This is a genomic window from Nitrobacter sp. JJSN (genome assembly GCF_051912485.1).
In the GTDB taxonomy this organism is placed as follows: Bacteria; Pseudomonadota; Alphaproteobacteria; order Rhizobiales; family Xanthobacteraceae; genus Nitrobacter.
Map to the genome: position 1 here is coordinate 85567 of NZ_CP196822.1, position 15269 is coordinate 100835.

Annotated in this window: 17 protein-coding genes; 10 read left to right on the forward strand and 7 right to left on the reverse strand. The window is 62.5% G+C overall.

The genetic code is table 11. The features are described 5' to 3' along the window. Positions 1 to 17: 17 nt before the first annotated feature. Both ACSZOQ_RS00470 and ACSZOQ_RS00475 read right to left on the reverse strand, forming a co-directional pair. The gene (locus ACSZOQ_RS00470; protein WP_439924168.1) at positions 18 to 977 is read right to left on the reverse strand and encodes an alpha/beta fold hydrolase; all 960 of its coding nucleotides are present in this window, start codon (positions 975 to 977) and stop codon (positions 18 to 20) included. 25 nt (positions 978 to 1002) lie between these two features. After that, positions 1003 to 1587 carry an FMN-dependent NADH-azoreductase gene (locus ACSZOQ_RS00475; protein ID WP_439924169.1) on the reverse strand — a complete coding sequence of 195 codons (585 nt, stop codon included), beginning with the start codon at positions 1585 to 1587 and terminating at the stop codon, positions 1003 to 1005. 150 nt (positions 1588 to 1737) lie between these two features. Here ACSZOQ_RS00475 and ACSZOQ_RS00480 point away from each other — a divergent pair, with 150 nt between their 5' ends. Beyond that, on the forward strand, positions 1738 to 2661 hold the full coding sequence (locus tag ACSZOQ_RS00480) for a LysR family transcriptional regulator (protein WP_439924170.1): 924 nt from the start codon (positions 1738 to 1740) through the stop codon (positions 2659 to 2661). A gap of 3 nt (positions 2662 to 2664) precedes the next feature. Here ACSZOQ_RS00480 and ACSZOQ_RS00485 read toward each other — a convergent pair whose 3' ends face one another. Both ACSZOQ_RS00485 and ACSZOQ_RS00490 read right to left on the reverse strand, forming a co-directional pair. After that, positions 2665 to 3087, reverse strand: coding sequence for an organic hydroperoxide resistance protein (locus ACSZOQ_RS00485; RefSeq protein ID WP_439924171.1), 423 nt, complete (start codon positions 3085 to 3087; stop codon positions 2665 to 2667). 160 nt (positions 3088 to 3247) lie between these two features. Continuing rightward, positions 3248 to 3805 carry an HNH endonuclease gene (locus ACSZOQ_RS00490; protein ID WP_439924172.1) on the reverse strand — a complete coding sequence of 186 codons (558 nt, stop codon included), beginning with the start codon at positions 3803 to 3805 and terminating at the stop codon, positions 3248 to 3250. A gap of 462 nt (positions 3806 to 4267) precedes the next feature. Here ACSZOQ_RS00490 and ACSZOQ_RS00495 point away from each other — a divergent pair, with 462 nt between their 5' ends. From ACSZOQ_RS00495 to ACSZOQ_RS00505, 3 genes are all read left to right on the forward strand, one after another. Further along, positions 4268 to 5863, forward strand: a complete 1596-nt coding sequence (locus ACSZOQ_RS00495) for an adenylate/guanylate cyclase domain-containing protein (protein WP_439924173.1) — start codon at positions 4268 to 4270, stop codon at positions 5861 to 5863. A 153-nt stretch (positions 5864 to 6016) separates the two neighbouring features. Then, the gene (locus tag ACSZOQ_RS00500) at positions 6017 to 6205 is read left to right on the forward strand and encodes a hypothetical protein (RefSeq protein WP_439924174.1); all 189 of its coding nucleotides are present in this window, start codon (positions 6017 to 6019) and stop codon (positions 6203 to 6205) included. A 289-nt stretch (positions 6206 to 6494) separates the two neighbouring features. After that, entirely contained in the window at positions 6495 to 6698 is a 204-nt protein-coding gene (locus ACSZOQ_RS00505; protein WP_439924175.1) for a hypothetical protein, read from the forward strand. Between the two features lie 97 nt (positions 6699 to 6795). Here the strand turns inward: ACSZOQ_RS00505 and ACSZOQ_RS00510 are convergent, their stop codons facing one another. Continuing rightward, positions 6796 to 8322 (reverse strand): PAS domain S-box protein, encoded by a 1527-nt coding sequence (locus ACSZOQ_RS00510; RefSeq protein ID WP_439924176.1) that lies wholly within the window; start codon positions 8320 to 8322, stop codon positions 6796 to 6798. 275 nt (positions 8323 to 8597) lie between these two features. Further along, positions 8598 to 9251 (reverse strand): DNA-3-methyladenine glycosylase family protein, encoded by a 654-nt coding sequence (locus ACSZOQ_RS00515; RefSeq protein WP_439924177.1) that lies wholly within the window; start codon positions 9249 to 9251, stop codon positions 8598 to 8600. 45 nt (positions 9252 to 9296) lie between these two features. On the opposite strand from ACSZOQ_RS00515, the gene gluQRS reads away from it, so the two are divergent. After that, positions 9297 to 10169 (forward strand): tRNA glutamyl-Q(34) synthetase GluQRS, encoded by an 873-nt coding sequence (gene gluQRS, locus ACSZOQ_RS00520; protein ID WP_439924178.1) that lies wholly within the window; start codon positions 9297 to 9299, stop codon positions 10167 to 10169. 106 nt (positions 10170 to 10275) lie between these two features. Further along, positions 10276 to 11532, forward strand: coding sequence for an ATP-binding protein (locus ACSZOQ_RS00525; protein WP_439924179.1), 1257 nt, complete (start codon positions 10276 to 10278; stop codon positions 11530 to 11532). On the opposite strand, the gene ACSZOQ_RS00530 is transcribed toward ACSZOQ_RS00525, so the two are convergent. Beyond that, complete coding sequence (locus ACSZOQ_RS00530) at positions 11459 to 12352, reverse strand: YihY/virulence factor BrkB family protein (RefSeq protein ID WP_439924180.1); 894 nt, start codon at positions 12350 to 12352, stop codon at positions 11459 to 11461. The genes ACSZOQ_RS00525 and ACSZOQ_RS00530 overlap by 74 nt on opposite strands. Before the next feature lie 146 nt (positions 12353 to 12498). On the opposite strand from ACSZOQ_RS00530, the gene ACSZOQ_RS00535 reads away from it, so the two are divergent. The 4 genes from ACSZOQ_RS00535 (at position 12499) to ACSZOQ_RS00550 (ending at position 15261) form a co-directional block, all read left to right on the forward strand. Next, positions 12499 to 12693: a twin transmembrane helix small protein gene (locus tag ACSZOQ_RS00535; RefSeq protein WP_439924181.1), complete on the forward strand. Its 195-nt coding sequence runs from the start codon at positions 12499 to 12501 to the stop codon at positions 12691 to 12693. Between the two features lie 30 nt (positions 12694 to 12723). After that, positions 12724 to 13296 carry a cob(I)yrinic acid a,c-diamide adenosyltransferase gene (locus ACSZOQ_RS00540; RefSeq protein ID WP_439924182.1) on the forward strand — a complete coding sequence of 191 codons (573 nt, stop codon included), beginning with the start codon at positions 12724 to 12726 and terminating at the stop codon, positions 13294 to 13296. Positions 13297 to 13567: 271 nt separating this feature from the next. Next, entirely contained in the window at positions 13568 to 14317 is a 750-nt protein-coding gene (locus ACSZOQ_RS00545; protein WP_439924183.1) for an electron transfer flavoprotein subunit beta/FixA family protein, read from the forward strand. Continuing rightward, a complete protein-coding gene (locus tag ACSZOQ_RS00550) occupies positions 14317 to 15261 on the forward strand; it encodes an electron transfer flavoprotein subunit alpha/FixB family protein (RefSeq protein WP_439924184.1) in 945 nt (314 codons plus the stop codon). The genes ACSZOQ_RS00545 and ACSZOQ_RS00550 overlap by 1 nt, the downstream gene beginning before the upstream one ends. Positions 15262 to 15269: the final 8 nt, after the last annotated feature.

Genomic DNA, 15269 nt, shown 5'->3' on the forward strand with positions numbered 1-15269 from the left:
TTCGGGCCGGCGCGGGGTTATTCGCCGAGAAAAGGTATGATGAGAGCCAGGGCCTGCTCCGGTTGCTCTTCCATGATCCAGTGCCCGGAATTGGCGATCACCGCGCTTCGGACGTTCGTCGCGGCGAAGGCAAGCTCTGTTGCGAGATGGGCGCCGTAGGAATGGTCGCCGCCGATCGCCAGCACCGGGACGGTCAGCTTGCCTCGCTCCGCGAGCAGTTTCCGGTTGTCGACCGCGTCTTGCGGGAAGGCGGCGAATTGACCGCTGAAAGCATTGTGGATCGCGCCGGGCCGGGCATATAGCACCGCGTAGTGATCGCGGGTCTGCTCGTCGATCCCCGCGGGGTTGGCCGACAACTCATTGTAGAAGCGATCGAGCAGGATGCGTTCGCGGCCTGCGACCAGACGCTCGACATCAGGGCCGCGGAAATTGAAGTGCCAGACTTTCGGGCTCTTCAACTGGTCGTCCCAGTGTCCCAGTCCCGGCAGTGGCGCGTCCATCGCCACCCACTTCGTGGTTCGCGACGGATACTGCGCAACAAACGCATAGCCGACCATGTTTCCGATATCATGGGTGACGATTGCGGCTTGTCTGATACCGAGCCGATCGAGGATCGCAGCGAGATCGCGGGCCTGCGCGACTTTCTCGTAACCGCCCTCGGGATGGGACGACAGTCCCATGCCGCGCAGGTCGGGAACGATCACAGTGTGATCCTTCATCAACACTTCCGCGAGCGGCGTCCACATGTCGCCGGTATCGCCAAAGCCGTGCAGCAGCACGACTGCCGGACCAGAGCCGCCGACGCGGACAAACTGGCTCCCGCCCGTCACTGCCATCTGCTCGCCGTGGATGGCCGCGGGCCATGGCTTGAGCTCGGCATGCGCCGGTGCGGCGACCAGCATTGCAGTGGATGAGCGAATGGCCAGAGCGAGAAGGGTGCGCAACACCCTGCCACTGAAATCGGTGCGCGAAAACATGGCAATTCTCCTTCTTAGGGGACGGTCAGGCAGCACGGCGCTGAACTGCGAACAGCCTTTCGATCTCGGCTTCGGCTTTCGCCTGTACGGCCGGACGCGCATTGACTGACAGCGCGAGGCCCTGTGCCTGAACGAAGGTTACGTCATCGATACCGAGAAAGCGGAACACGGCACGCAGATACGGTTCCTGATGATCGAGCCCGGTGTACCGTTTGTCGAGAAGCGAACTGCCGCGTCCGGTCAGGACGATGACCTGCTTGCCGCCGGCAAGACCCTTCGGTCCTTCGGCCGAATAGCCAAAGGTTTCGCCCGCAACCGCGACGCGGTCGATCCACGCTTTGAGCTGGCTCGAGATGGTCCAGTTGTACATCGGCGATCCGATGACGACGATGTCCGCGGCCTTGAACTGTTCGAGCACGGGATCGGCGGCCTTGCCGCGTGCCGCGAATTCCTCGCCGGTCAGGTGACCGATGGGAGAGGCTCCGAGGTCGCGATATTCGACGCGGGCGCCGGGATGGGCAGCGACAAGCCGCTCGACCGTCAGGGCGGAGAGCGAGCGGGTGATCGAATTGGCACCGAGGATGCTTGAGTCGATGTGTAGGATATTCATTGTTTGGCAACGTCCAGATACACGCACGCCCTTCGCGTGATTATCAGCCAGCGCGGCACATCATTGTTGCCGGATTGAACGCACTGGTTCGATGGATGGATTTCGTGCAGCGGCGCGAATAGGCTGGTTCCTTTCGAGGGGACGCCATGCATGCCGCATCTGCCCGATTTTGAGGCCTGGGCGATTTTCGCCAAGGTCGCCGAGCGCGGCTCGTTCAGCGATGCCGCCCAGGAGCTGGGACTCGCCAAAACGACCGTGTCGAAAGCGGTAACCCGCCTGGAGGAGCGATTGCAGACTACGCTGCTCCATCGCACGACGCGCTCGCTCTCGTTGACAGAAAGCGGACGCCAGTCGCTGGAGCGCGCCGCGCGCATCCTTTCGGATGGAACAGCCGTCGAGGCTGAGGTCCTCGAGGACGCAGCAATTCCCCGCGGCCTGATTCGGCTTGCATCGACTGCTGCATTCGGCGTGCAGCAACTGGCGCCACTGTTGCCGGAGTTCATGAACCGTCATCCGGAGATCGAGATCGATTTCGAGATTACGGACCGGCGGGTCGATCTGGTGAGCGAGGGATTTGACCTTGTTCTGCGTGTCGGCCCGGAGCCGGATTCATCGCTGCGGATCAGCAAGCTGTTTGCGTTCCGTGTGCCGGTGGTCGCGTCGCCCGCCTATTTCGCCAAGCATGGCCGGCCCGAGCACCCGACCGATCTCACGCGCTTTCCGGCATTGGTTTTTACCCACATCGTGGGCGCGGAAACCTGGCATTTTCATCATGCGACGCTCGGCGACGTCACCGTGCATGTGGACGGGCCGTTCCACGTCAACAACGGCGTCGCCGTCGTGCCGGCCTTGGTCGCAGGTCTCGGCATCACCGCGTTGCCCGAAGCCTATGTCGCGCAGGAATTGCGAGATGGGCGGCTCGAGGAGGTGCTGAAGGACTGGCCGGTGACACCGGCCGCGGTTCATGTCGTGACCCCTCCCGGCCGGGCACGCCCGGCGCGGGTCAGGGCTCTGATTGATTTCCTGCGCCAGCATTTTGCGGCCCAGCCGTGGGCGGAAGGAATCGAAACCTGAGCATCAGGCGATGCTAATGCGGACGTCGATATTGCCGCGCGTTGCGTTTGAATAAGGGCAGGCCTGATGTGCAGCGTTGACCACCCGCTCGGCCGTTGTGCGGTCGACGTTTGGAAGATCGATGGCAAGCGTTACCGCAAGGCTGAAGCCCGGTCTGTCGTCGCAGGTGCAGATGTCGACCGTTGCCGTCACGTTGGCGTCGTCCGCAATTGTGATTTTCTCCCGCCCGGCGACGGAACGGATCGCCGACAGGAAACATGCGGCGTAACCGGCGGCGAAGAGCTGCTCCGGGTTGGTACCATCTCCGCCCGATCCGCCGAGCGCCTCGGGCAGTGCGAGTCGGACACGCAATGCGCCGTCGACGCTCGCTGCTGAACCGGCGCGGCCGCCGATTGCGGTGGCCTGGGTTTCATAAAGCGTCTTCATGTGCGTGCTCCTCGGATTTGACGAGCCGCCGCAGTTGCGGAGCACCGCTCATCATTAAGGGAGCATCGGTTGGCGGATTAGACCCGGTTCATCACAACACAGGTGCCCGTAAAGGGCACAACCAGGAACCGGGTGCGGCACCGGCGGAACGCGGCACGGCCTACGGATCCAGTTCCGTATCCCAATAGAGATAGTCCAGCCAGCTATCGTGCAGATAGTTCGGCGGAAACAGCCTGCCGTTGCGATGCAGTTGATGCACGGTCGGCGCGAACGGCGCCTGGCGCGGGAACATCCCCGCCTGCTGCGGCGTCAGGTTTCCTTTTCGTAGATTGCACGGCGAACAGGCCGCGACGACGTTCTCCCACGTCGTCTGGCCGCCTTTGCTGCGCGGGATGATATGGTCGAAGGTGAGATCCTCGATCGCCGTGCAGTACTGGCACATGAATCTGTCGCGCAGGAACACGTTGAAGCGGGTGAAGGCGGGATGGGTCGACGGCTTGACGAAGGATTTCAGCGACACCACGCTCGGAAGCTGAATTTCGAACGAGGGGCTGCGTACGGCGCGGTCGTAATGTTCGACGATATTGACGCGGTCAAGGAACACCGCCTTGATCGCGTCCTGCCACGACCAAAGAGACAGCGGATAGTAACTCAGCGGCCGGAAGTCCGCGTTCAGGACCAGCACCGGCCAGCCGCCTTGCGAGACATGCGCGTTCAAGCAGCGCCTCCAGAGCATTTTCCGGCAAGATGAACGCCGGTTTGCCGCAGAAAATGCATCCAATTATGACTTGCGCGCAACCCTGATCGCAAACCGGCACTTTTGCGAAAGCGCACATGATCCGATGTTCGGCCGCATCAGCTTTGAGGCGGCTTGGCGCCGGCATACTACAGGCAGCGTGACAGGATTGTGAAGAGCGCAAACCCTGCTTTTCCGGCCAGCACGGTTGTCGGCTGGCCTGAACCTTGGCGGTCACAGCCATGAATTATTGAGTGGCCCGGCTGGCTTGCAGGCCCCGACACGCCAGACCCGCGTGATGCGGTGAATGCGAACGCTGCCGCCGTAAGGTTGTGGGCGAGGTTGTGAGACCGATTCCTCCGCCCGGCCAAGTGCTGTATGTCTAGAGCGCCTGCCTGACCGGCCGCCCCGCGGGGCCGCCTGCCCTTGCGCGAGAGCTGCTCGATGACCGATGACGAGATCGCGAGCCGAAAGCCTGAAAATCTTCGCTTCCGCTGGCTGGTGATGGGATGCCTCATCCTGTTATTGCTGGCGGCCCTCCCGCTCGCGGTATGGCTGGATCTGAGCAATCTCGGCGAGACCGGGCTGCGGCGGCAGGCCGCCGACCTTAACTCGGTCATCTCAAGCGTGCGGGCCTACTATGGCAGCAACGTCGTCGGGCGGGTATTGGCGGCGCATGGGGCGACAACCCAGGTCGTCCACAATTATGAAGATATTCCCGGCGCGATCCCGATTCCAGCGACGCTGTCGCTCGAGCTCGGCAAGGTGATCAGCGAGCAGCAGCAGAACATCACCTATCGCTTCGTCTCGGACTATCCGTTCAAGAACCGCGCGCCGCATCCACTCGACGCCTTCGAGAAGGAAGCATTGAAGTCGCTCCGCGCCAATCCCAAGCAGAAAATTGTCCAGACCAAGCGATCACTGTTCAGTGACGATGTTCGCCTGGTCGTGCCGATCATGATGGGAGCCTCCTGTGTGAGCTGTCACAACTCCCATCCCGAGAGCCAGAAGCGCGATTGGAAAGTTGGCGACGTTCGCGGCATTCAGGAGGTCGAAATCGTTCAGCCGATTGCCGCAAATCTGTTCTCGTTCAAGTTTCTGCTCGCCTATTTCGCGCTGGCTGCGATCAGCGGCATATCGTTTCTGGCGGTGCAGCGCCGTCAGGCCCGCCAGATCTCCGGCATGAATCGCGAGCTGGAATCGGCCAACGAGTTTCTCGCCGGTCTCTCGATGAAGATTTCGCGCTACATCTCGCCGCAGATCTACAAGAGCATTTTCAGCGGACAGCGGGACGTCTCGATCCACACCGAGCGGAAGAAACTGACGATCTTCTTCTCCGATATCCAGAATTTCACCGCGACCACCGAGCGGTTACAGCCCGAACAGATCACGCAGCTTCTGAACGAATATTTCACCGAAATGTCGGCGATCGCCCAGCAATACGGCGGCACCATCGACAAGTTCATCGGCGACGCCATGCTGATCTTCTTCGGCGATCCCGAGACCAAGGGCGAGAAGGCCGACGCGCAGGCCTGTGTGCACATGGCCTGGGACATGCAGCGGCGTCTGGTCGAGCTGAACGCGAAATGGCGCGCTGCCGGCATTGAGCAGCCGTTCCGCGCCCGCATCGGAATCAATTCCGGCTACTGCAACGTCGGCATTTTCGGTAGCGCAGACCGCATGGACTATACGATCATCGGAGCCGAGGCCAATCTCGCCGCGCGGCTGCAATCGGTCGCCGAACCCGGCGGCATCGTTCTGAGCTTCGAGACCTTCGCGCTGGTGCGCGACGTGGTCGAGGCCAATCCGCTGCCGCCGATCACGATGAAGGGCATCAGCCGGGATGTGGTGCCTTACTCCGTCGCGCGCGTGCTCGATGTGTCCGCTGCGAAGGACGGCGTCGTGATCGAGCGCATGGCGGGGCTGGATATCTTTCTCGATCCGGCCATGATCGATGCGCGGGATGCCGATCGCGTGCGGTCGGTTCTCAGCGGCGCGCTCGCTGCGCTCGATCGGCGTCTGCCGGGCGCGGCGACTTAGCGGCGCCAGCACCTTATTATTTCCGCAGATTTTTCCGGGTGAGATCATCATGTGATCTGGGTCACGGACCGGGGCGATGGCTTCTGTGAAAGTCCCCTCATGGCGAATGCGAACCATTTCGGTCCGCAAGCCACCAGACAAGGGAGAACTGACATGACCCGGATTTCCGATTTCGAGGGCAATGACCTGCGCGCGCTGAACGACGCCGAGTTGGAGCAGGTCTCCGGCGGCATCTATGATGACGGCGGCTGCATCCATCTTCCGACCATTGGTCCCGGCACCATACCGGAGCCATGGACCTTCAAGGACGTGTTCGCGAAGCCCGTGCTCGGTCGCTACTGATCGGGTTTCAATGCGAATTAAAGGCTGGCGCGCTCGAGCCAGCTCCTCTTGCCGAAACATACATCCGCTGGCTTCGCCGATGGCGACCGGCGGATTTTTTTTGGCTTGTTGCACCGTGCGGTGCGCGACCCGTCCAGTCGCGAAAACTCCTGACGTATCGTCGTCTCTCCTTTCGTCGGGCAACGGCTGCGAATGTGAGCCGCATCACGGCGATGCCGCCGATCTTCCGGCAAGGCTGAGCGCGGCGGCGATGGATGAGCCAGATGCCGCATCAACCGAGGAGCAAGTCATGACTGAGAACAACACGAATGCTATCCGCGCGCTGAGCGCGGATGAAGTCGATCTGGTGTCCGGTGGCGCCGAAGCCCACATCGGGCCGGTGAGCATCTACACCTTCGAGAAGGGTTTCAGCATCCAGGTCGGTGGCGCCGGCATATGGGTCGGTCCGGCCGGCGTGGCCTGGTGGGCCGGAAGCGCGGGCGGTCATACCTGATCGCGCGCCGTCGACGTCGCACGGTTCACGAGAACCCGCCGCCATGCGGCGGGTTTTCTTGCCTTCGAATGTTCGCGAAAAAGCGGCCGTGGCCGCGTCAGCTCGACAGCTTGGCGAGGGCCTGGCTCAACTCGTGAATGGCGTAGGGTTTTCGGAGAACGTGAAAATCCGTCGGGCCTCCGGCGAGAGCCTCGCTGTAACCGCTGGCCAGCAACACCGGCAAATGTGGATGTGTCGCGCGAAGCACCTTCGCCAGACCGAGGCCGTCCATTTTCCCCGGCATCACGATGTCGCTGAAGACCAGATCGACGCTATTGCGTTCGATCTCCAACAACGCCGCCTCGGCATTGCTGGAGATCCGCACGCGATAGCCGAGCTGTTCGAGCAATCCAGCGCTCGCATTGGCGACGTCCGGATTGTCTTCGACGAGCAGGACGGTGCCGCCGATCGCATCGCGGTGGCTCCGCCCATTCTTTGTGGCACTCGGCGTTTCGGTCGGCGGAAGATAGATCGTGACCACGGTGCCGCGGCCGAGCTCGCTGTCGATACCGACATAGCCGCCGGCTTGATGGGCGAAACCGTGTACCTGCGACAATCCGAGACCGGTTCCTTTCCCGACAGATTTGGTGGTGAAGAACGGATCGAACACCTTGGCCAGAATGTCCTTCGGGATACCGTGTCCCGTATCCTCGACTGAAATCGCAATGTAGGGTTCTTCAATCTCGTCCGTCGGAGCAATGTTTCGGGCCTTCACGATCACCTGTCCGCCGTCCGTCGTGGCGTCGCGGGCATTGATAACCAGATTGAGCAGCGCCGTTTCGAATTCGGTTGCGTCAATCGTGACGGGCCACAAGTCGTCCGGCGTGTCGAGATGCAGGGCGATCGTGCTGCCGAGGCCGCTCTCGAGAACGTCGGCGTTCGATCGAATGCGGTCCGCGACATCGGTCGGCAACGGGTTGACGCTTTGCCGCCGGGAAAATGTGAGGAGTTGCCGGGTGAGCGCGGCTCCGCGTTGCATCGCGGTCTCGATGGCGAGAACCGCCCGCAGGGCCTTGGGTTCGTTCTCGATGAACGTTTTCAGGGTCTGGATATTTCCGCTGACGATCATCAACAGATTGTTGAAGTCGTGAGAAACTCCGCCGGTGAGCTGGCCGAGCGCGTCCATCTTCTGCGATTCAGCGAGCTGCCGCTGGACGCGCTCGAGTTTCTGCTGGGCCTCGCGGCGTTCCGTGATGTCTCGCGTGATCTTGGCGAAACCGATGAGATTTCCGGAGTCATCGCGAATGGCGTCAATGACGACGCTGGCCCAGAAAAAGGAACCGTCCTTGCGGACCCGCCAGCCTTCCTCGTCGTAGCGGCCGGTGTCGCCGGCGGTCTGCAATGCGCGGGCAGGACGCCCCGCAGCGCGGTCCGCGTCGGTATAAAACCGCGAGAAATGCTGGCCGATAATTTCGTCGGGGCGATAGCCCTTGATGCGTTCCGCGCCCGCGTTCCAGTTGGTGATGATCCCCGCGGGGTCCAGCATGAAGATCGCGTAATCAATGACGCCTTCCACAAGAAGTCGAAACCGGCGTTCGCTGTCGAACAGGTCTGTGTTCTTATTGCCTTTTGACGTGTCCGGCATTTGAGCTACTCACCCCCGCGAGGTATAATTTCCTCGCAATCGATTGGTTCCGGCTGGTCAAGGTTTTGGCCGAACGGAGGGCGCTTCTCAGGCCTTGCGGACTTGAATCTCGATTGAAAGTCATACGCTTCGGCACCGAGGCCGCCAACCTGATCGACAGGATTGATGTCTCGCAGTTGTACGATCCTGTCGTTTGACAGCGCCTGCCTCGATGGCTTGCGGCATAAGGTGCTGGCGGCGTTGCGCTGCCGCTGGTGAGGTTCCCGGCAAGCCGCTTACCTCGGCTCGGCGATGACGCCTTCGCGTGTCTTGATGACCTTGTAATACGCCCACCACAGATGTGCCGCCGCGCCACGCAAGGGTCGCCATGGCTCCGCGAGCGGCGCCATCTGTTTCGGCGTGGGCCGCGCCGTCAGTCCGAGGCCGATCTTGATGGCCTCCTGGAGTGCAACGTCGCCAGCGGGCCAGGCATCGCCGTGGCCGAGGCAGAACAGCAGGTAGACGTCGGCGGTCCACGGTCCGATGCCGTGATGCCGGACCAGCGTGGCGTGGGCGGCGTCGGCGTCCTCCTCGGCGAGCACGTCGAGGTTGAGCCGCCCCGCGGCGATCTCGCGCGCGAGCAATTTCAGCGTGGTGATCTTTGCCGCCGACAATCCCAGCCGGCCGAGCCGGTCGGCGCGCGCTTTGCCGATCGCTTCGTGATGGAACGGATCGAAGGCGGCGCTGAGCCGTCCCCAGATCGCGCTGGCGCTTGCGGTGGACAGCTGCTGGCCGCAGACGATCGCGGCGAGGCCTTCGAAGCCCGGCTGGCGCTGGCGCAGAACGGGAAGGCCGGTGCGATCCAGGATCGGCCTCAGCCGCGGATCCTGCTTCACCAGCGCACTGATCGCGTCGTCGAGATCGGCTTGGGTTTGCAAGTGGACGGTCATTCGTTAGTAGTTCTGCGTCACGGCCGGTTATGCAAGCAAAGATCGATGCCGCCACCCGTTTTCCGTTTTGCGCCGTCGTCGAACGGCTTTCTGCATCTCGGGCACGCCTATTCGGCGCTGCTGAATTTCGAGTCCGCGCGGGCGCGCGGGGGACGTTTGCTGCTGCGGATCGAGGACATTGATGCAACCCGCTGCCGTGCCGAATTCGAGGCGGCGATCTATGAAGATCTTGGCTGGCTCGGAATTGCCTGGGAAACGCCGGTGCGGCGGCAGTCGGACCATTTTGCCGACTATCGCGCGGCGCTCGACCGGCTGGCCGCGCTTGGGTTGCTTTATCCAAGTTTCGAGAGCCGCGCCGAGATTGCGGCTTTGGTGAAGGCGCGCGAGGCGGATGGAGTCTGGCCGCGCGATCCTGACGGCGTGCCGCTCTATCCCGGCGCCGCAAAATCGCTTCCCGATGAAGAACGCGAACGGAGGCTGCGGTCCGGAGCGCCCTTCGCGCTGCGGCTGGATATGGACGCCGCGTGCCGGGTCGCCGGCGATCTCGCGTGGACCGAGCGGGGCTGCGGCCCCGACGGGGAGACTGGCGATGTCGTCGCGCGGCCAAAAGCCTGGGGCGATGTTATCCTCGCGCGCAAGGACACGCCGACCAGCTATCATTTGTCGGTGGTGATCGATGATGCCCTGCAGGGCATCACCGATGTGGTGCGTGGACAGGACCTGTTCTGGTCGACCGCCGTGCACCGGCTGTTGCAAAACATCCTCGACCTGCCGCGACCGGTCTACCGCCACCATGATCTGATCTGCGATGGCGCCGGCAAGAAGCTGTCCAAGTCGTCCGAGGCGACCGGCCTGCGGGAATTGCGCGCCCGGGGGATGACGGCCGAGGAGGTCAGGAGACTGATCGGCTTGCCCTGAAATTGCCGCAACGCCGTAATTCTTGCTCTTGAATTCAAAACCGCCTCCCGCGTGACTCCTGCGCCCGGGCCGTGCCATGCTAGCGCGGGGCTGGGGGAAGGACATCATGGCGCCGATATCGCGCGCGTCGCGCAAACCGCGGAAGCCTAAAAAGCCGCCGGCCAAAACGCGCAGTTCGAAGAAAGCTCTGAAGCCGGCGAAGACCAGGCGAACGTCGGCGCAATCGGCGTCCGGCATCGTCGAGGCCGCGCTGGCGGCGTTCGCGCACGAGGTGCGCACGCCTCTCACCGGAATTCTCGCCGTTAGTGATCTGCTCGCCACCTCCGATCTCGGTGAACGCGAACGGCGCTGGGTTGAAACCATCAAGGCCGGCGCCGACCATCTCGCCAGTCTGGCGACGCTGTTTGTCGATGCGGCGCGAAGCCGTCAATCCGCGCCGGGCGGGCGGCAGGATTTCTTCGACCTGCGCGCGCTGGCGCGCAACGCTGGCGATTCGCTCGCCGGCCGCGCGACCGCCAAGGGCTTGCGCTCGGCAGTCGAAATTTCCGACAAGCTGCCGGCGTTCGTGACCGGCGATCCCGTTCGGCTGCGCGCGGCACTGGAGAACCTGATCGACAATGCCGTCAAGTTCACCGAGCGGGGTGATGTCGTACTCAAGGCTACGGCGTTGCGGCGCCCGAAGGGAAAAATCGCCGTGACGTTTGCGGTGTCCGATAGTGGCATCGGCCTGTCGCTCGCCGAGATCAAACGGTTGTTCCGGCCGTTCTCGCAGGCCAACGTTTCGATTGCATCGCGCTTCGGCGGCGCAGGCCTTGGGCTGTCCTCGGTGAAGCCACTGGCGCGCGCGATGGGCGGGGACGTGACGGTGACGCAGCGGCGCGGCGGCGGCACCACGTTCACCTTCACTGTTCTGCTGGCGCCGGCTGAGGGAATGGTGACGATCCAGTCCGGCGACGACCTCGATACCTCATCGGATTTCTCGGAAGGGCTGCGGATTCTCAGTGTTGAGGATAATCCGTTCGGGCGCGTCGTGCTTAACGCAATTCTCAGTGAGCTTGGCCATCAGGCCGAGTTCGTTGGACGAGGGGAGGATGCCGTCCGGCGCATCGCGCAAGGAGGCTTCGACGCGGTGCTGATGGATATGGTGCTGCCTGGCATCAGCGGGATCGAGTCGATCAGGCGTATCCGAGCCCTTGATGCGCCGCCGGGGCGCGTCGCCATCATCGGCGTCTCCGGCAGAAGCGGCGACGAGGCGGCGTCGCGCGCGGCTGGTGGCGATGCGTTTCTGGTCAAACCGATTTCTCCGCGGGCTTTAGCGACTGCGCTGCTTGTAGCGAAACGCCGCGCGGCAGCCGCGACTTGATGATGGCCGCGTTCAATTCGCCGCCGAACACGAAGATCGCGGCGATGAAGTAGAGAAACACCAGCGCGATGACGACCGAGGCCAGGCCCGCATACATCGTGACGTAATTGTTGGCGAAGCGCGCAAGGTAAAGGCCGAAGCCGATGCCCGAGATCAGCGACGCCAGCATGGTGAAGATGATGCCGGGGATGATCTGAAGGAAGGATCGCCGACCCGCCGGCAGCCACACGTGCAGGATTACGAGCGCGATAAACATCGCAAGAATGGTGATGCCATAGCGGGCAATGTTGAGCAGGCTTTCATTCGATTCAACGATCAGCGGGACGTAACGCTTCGCCGCGGCGATGATCAGCGGCCCGAGCACGATCAGGAACGCCACCGCCAGCGCCGTCACTGCGGCGACCAGTGTGTATCCGATCGATTCTAGCCGCAGCCAGTACCAGCGGCGCGGCTCGACCACCGCGTAGGCGCGATTGAGCGCGACTCTCAGGCTTTCGACGCCGTTCGAGGCGAAGTAGACCGCGAATACGGCACCGACAGTCAGCGCATCGCCGCGCGTCGTCGTCAGCACGTCATGGATTTCGCCGGACAACGCATTGGCGACCTGATCCGGCCAGATCTGGAGCATCAGCTCCGCCGCCTGGTCGGCAAGCTCCTTGGACCCGAAGAAGCCCGCCAGCGACGTGAGGACGATCAGAAACGGGAACAGCGCCATCAGCGCGGATAGCGCGATATGGCTCGCGATTGCCCAGCCATCGTCGGCAAGGAACGTGTAGAAGGCGTCCGTTCCGATCCTGTAGACGTAGCGGATTTGTCTCACGTTTCACCTTGGTCAAGGCCGAATGGCAGCATCGTCCGCGCGGGTTACTATCTGATATCAATACATAAAAGGCCAGATCGTTGCGTGGGGCCGAATCTCGTCGCGGGGTAATGGCGCAGCCGCGGCTGCGGTGATATGTATGCCGAATGACGACATTCCTGAGCATGGTTTTGATTCCAATCGCGGTGGCCTCGGTCGCCGCCGTATTGTTGATGGGTCTGGTCAACATGATGCGCGGCGGCAGTCCCAACCGCTCGCAGAAACTGATGCGAATGCGGGTTTTCCTGCAGTTCGTTGCGATCGTCATCACCATGGTGACGATCTGGTTGATGGGGCAGTGAACGGATTGATGGTCCGGCACTGGGTGACCGATGGTCGTTCTCAACCGAATCTACACGCGAACCGGCGACGACGGCACCACGGCGCTCGGCACCGGCGAGCGCCGCCCGAAGTATAACCTCCGTGTCGGCGCCTACGGAACGGTCGACGAGACCAACGCCGCAATCGGCGTGGTTCGTCTGCATTTGTCCAGCGCGCCCGATCTCGACGGGATGCTGGGCCGCATCCAGAACGATCTCTTCGATCTAGGCGCCGACCTTGCGGTGCCCCAGCGCGAGGGCAAAGCCGAACGGCTGCGTATGTTGTCCAGCCAAGTGGTGCGTCTGGAGAATGATATCGACAGCCTCAACGCGGGGCTCGCCGAATTGACCTCCTTCGTATTGCCGGGCGGGACACCTGCCGCGGCATATCTTCATTTGGCGCGAACCATTTGTCGCCGCGCGGAACGCATGATGGTTGAGCTCGCATCGCAGCCCGGCGAGCCGGTCAACGATGCCGCGGTCCAATATATGAACCGGTTGTCGGATTTCCTGTTTGTGGCCAGCCGGTTTATGAACGACAAGGGCGTGGGCGATGTGCTCTGGGTGCCGGGTCAAAACAGATGATCGAGAAACCGGCAGGTTCTTGGCTTGGGCGGGAGCATTCCGGCCTTGATGGAATCAAAGCCGGGCTCCAGTTTTTGTTTTGACGCGGTTTCTTGACGCGAACGGGTGTCCATCCCAGGTCAAGCCCGAGGACATGCTTCGCTCGAAAACGCCATAAGGACCGCGATTTTTCGCCTTCCCGCGTTGACCGCCGGAAACGGGCCCTTTAGGTTCCGCGCCGAAGCTCACACTCCCAGTTGATCCAGCCAAAGCTCGGTTCGAGAGAAGATCGATGAAGATTCTGGTGCCGGTCAAGCGGGTTGTCGATTTCAACGTAAAAATCCGTGTCAAGGGCGACGGGTCCGGCGTCGATCTCGCCAAAGTCAAGATGTCGATGAATCCGTTCGACGAAATTGCGATCGAGGAAGCCCTGCGCCTTCAAGAGGCCGGCAAGGCGACCGAAGTCGTGCTTGTGTCGATCGGTCCGGCTGAGGCCGCGGAAACAATCCGCACTGGCCTCTCCATGGGAGCCGACCGCGGGATCCTGATCAAGTCCGAAGCGCCTGTCGAACCGTTGGCGGTTGCCAAGATCCTCAAATGCGTCGTCGAAGAAGAAGGCCCCGGTCTGATCATTCTCGGCAAGCAGGCCATCGACGACGACTCAAACCAGACCGGCCAGATGCTGGCGGGGCTGCTCGGATGGGCGCAGGCGACCTTCGCGTCGAAGCTGGAAGTCGACGGGGCCTATTTCAAGGTGACACGCGAAGTTGACGGCGGTTTGCAAACGGTCAGGCTGAAAGCGCCGGCGATCGTGACGACGGACCTGCGGCTCAACGAGCCGCGCTATGCCAGCCTTCCGAACATCATGAAGGCAAAGAAGAAACCGATCCTGGAGAGGGCGGCCGACAAGTACGGCGTTGATCTTGCGCCGCGCCTCGAAGTCATCAGGACAACCGAACCTCCGAGCCGCAAGGCGGGCGTCAAAGTCAAGGACGTCGCCGAACTGGTGTCCAAGCTCAGGAACGAAGCCGGGGTAATCTGATGACCACGTTGCTGATTGCCGAACACGACCACGCATCGCTGAAGGATACGACCAACAAGGCACTGACCGCGGCTGCCCAACTCGGCGCGCCAGTCGACGTGCTCGTCGCGGGCGAAAACGCCAGGGGCGCCGCCGAGGCCGCCGCGAAATTGAAGGGCGTCGCGAAGGTGCTGCTCGTGGACAGCTCGGCCTACGCCCACGATCTTGCCGAGCCGCTCGCTGCGCTGATCCGCTCGCTGGCGCCGGGTTACGATGCGTTCGTCGCGCCTGCGACGTCGCGCTTCAAGAATGTGATGCCGCGCGTCGCGGCGCTGCTCGACGTGATGCAGGTCTCGGAAATCATCAAGGTGGTCGCGCCCGATACGTTCGAGCGGCCGATCTACGCCGGCAATGCGATCCAGACGGTGAAGTCCAGGGATGCCAAGAAGGTCATCACGGTGCGGACCTCGACTTTCGCTGCGACCGGTGACGGTGGCAGTGCTCCGGTGGAGGCTATTGCCGCTGCGGCCGATCCGGGCTTGTCGAATTTCGTCGGCGAGCAAGTCGCTAGAAACGATCGCCCCGAACTGACCTCGGCCAGGGTTATTGTCTCCGGAGGCCGCGGTATGCGGAGTCGCGTGAATTTCACCAAGTACATCGAGCCGCTGGCGGACAAGCTCGGCGCTGGTGTCGGAGCCTCGCGCGCCGCGGTGGATGCGGGCTATGCGCCGAACGACTGGCAGGTGGGTCAGACCGGCAAGGTTGTGGCGCCGGACCTTTACATCGCCATCGGTATCTCCGGCGCGATCCAGCATCTCGCCGGCATGAAGGATTCCAAGGTGATCGTCGCGATCAACAAGGACGGGGATGCGCCGATTTTCCAGGTTGCCGATTACGGCCTGGTGGCGGACCTGTATCAGGCGGTTCCCGAACTCACGGAAGAACTTGGAAAGCTCGGCCGCTGACGATGATC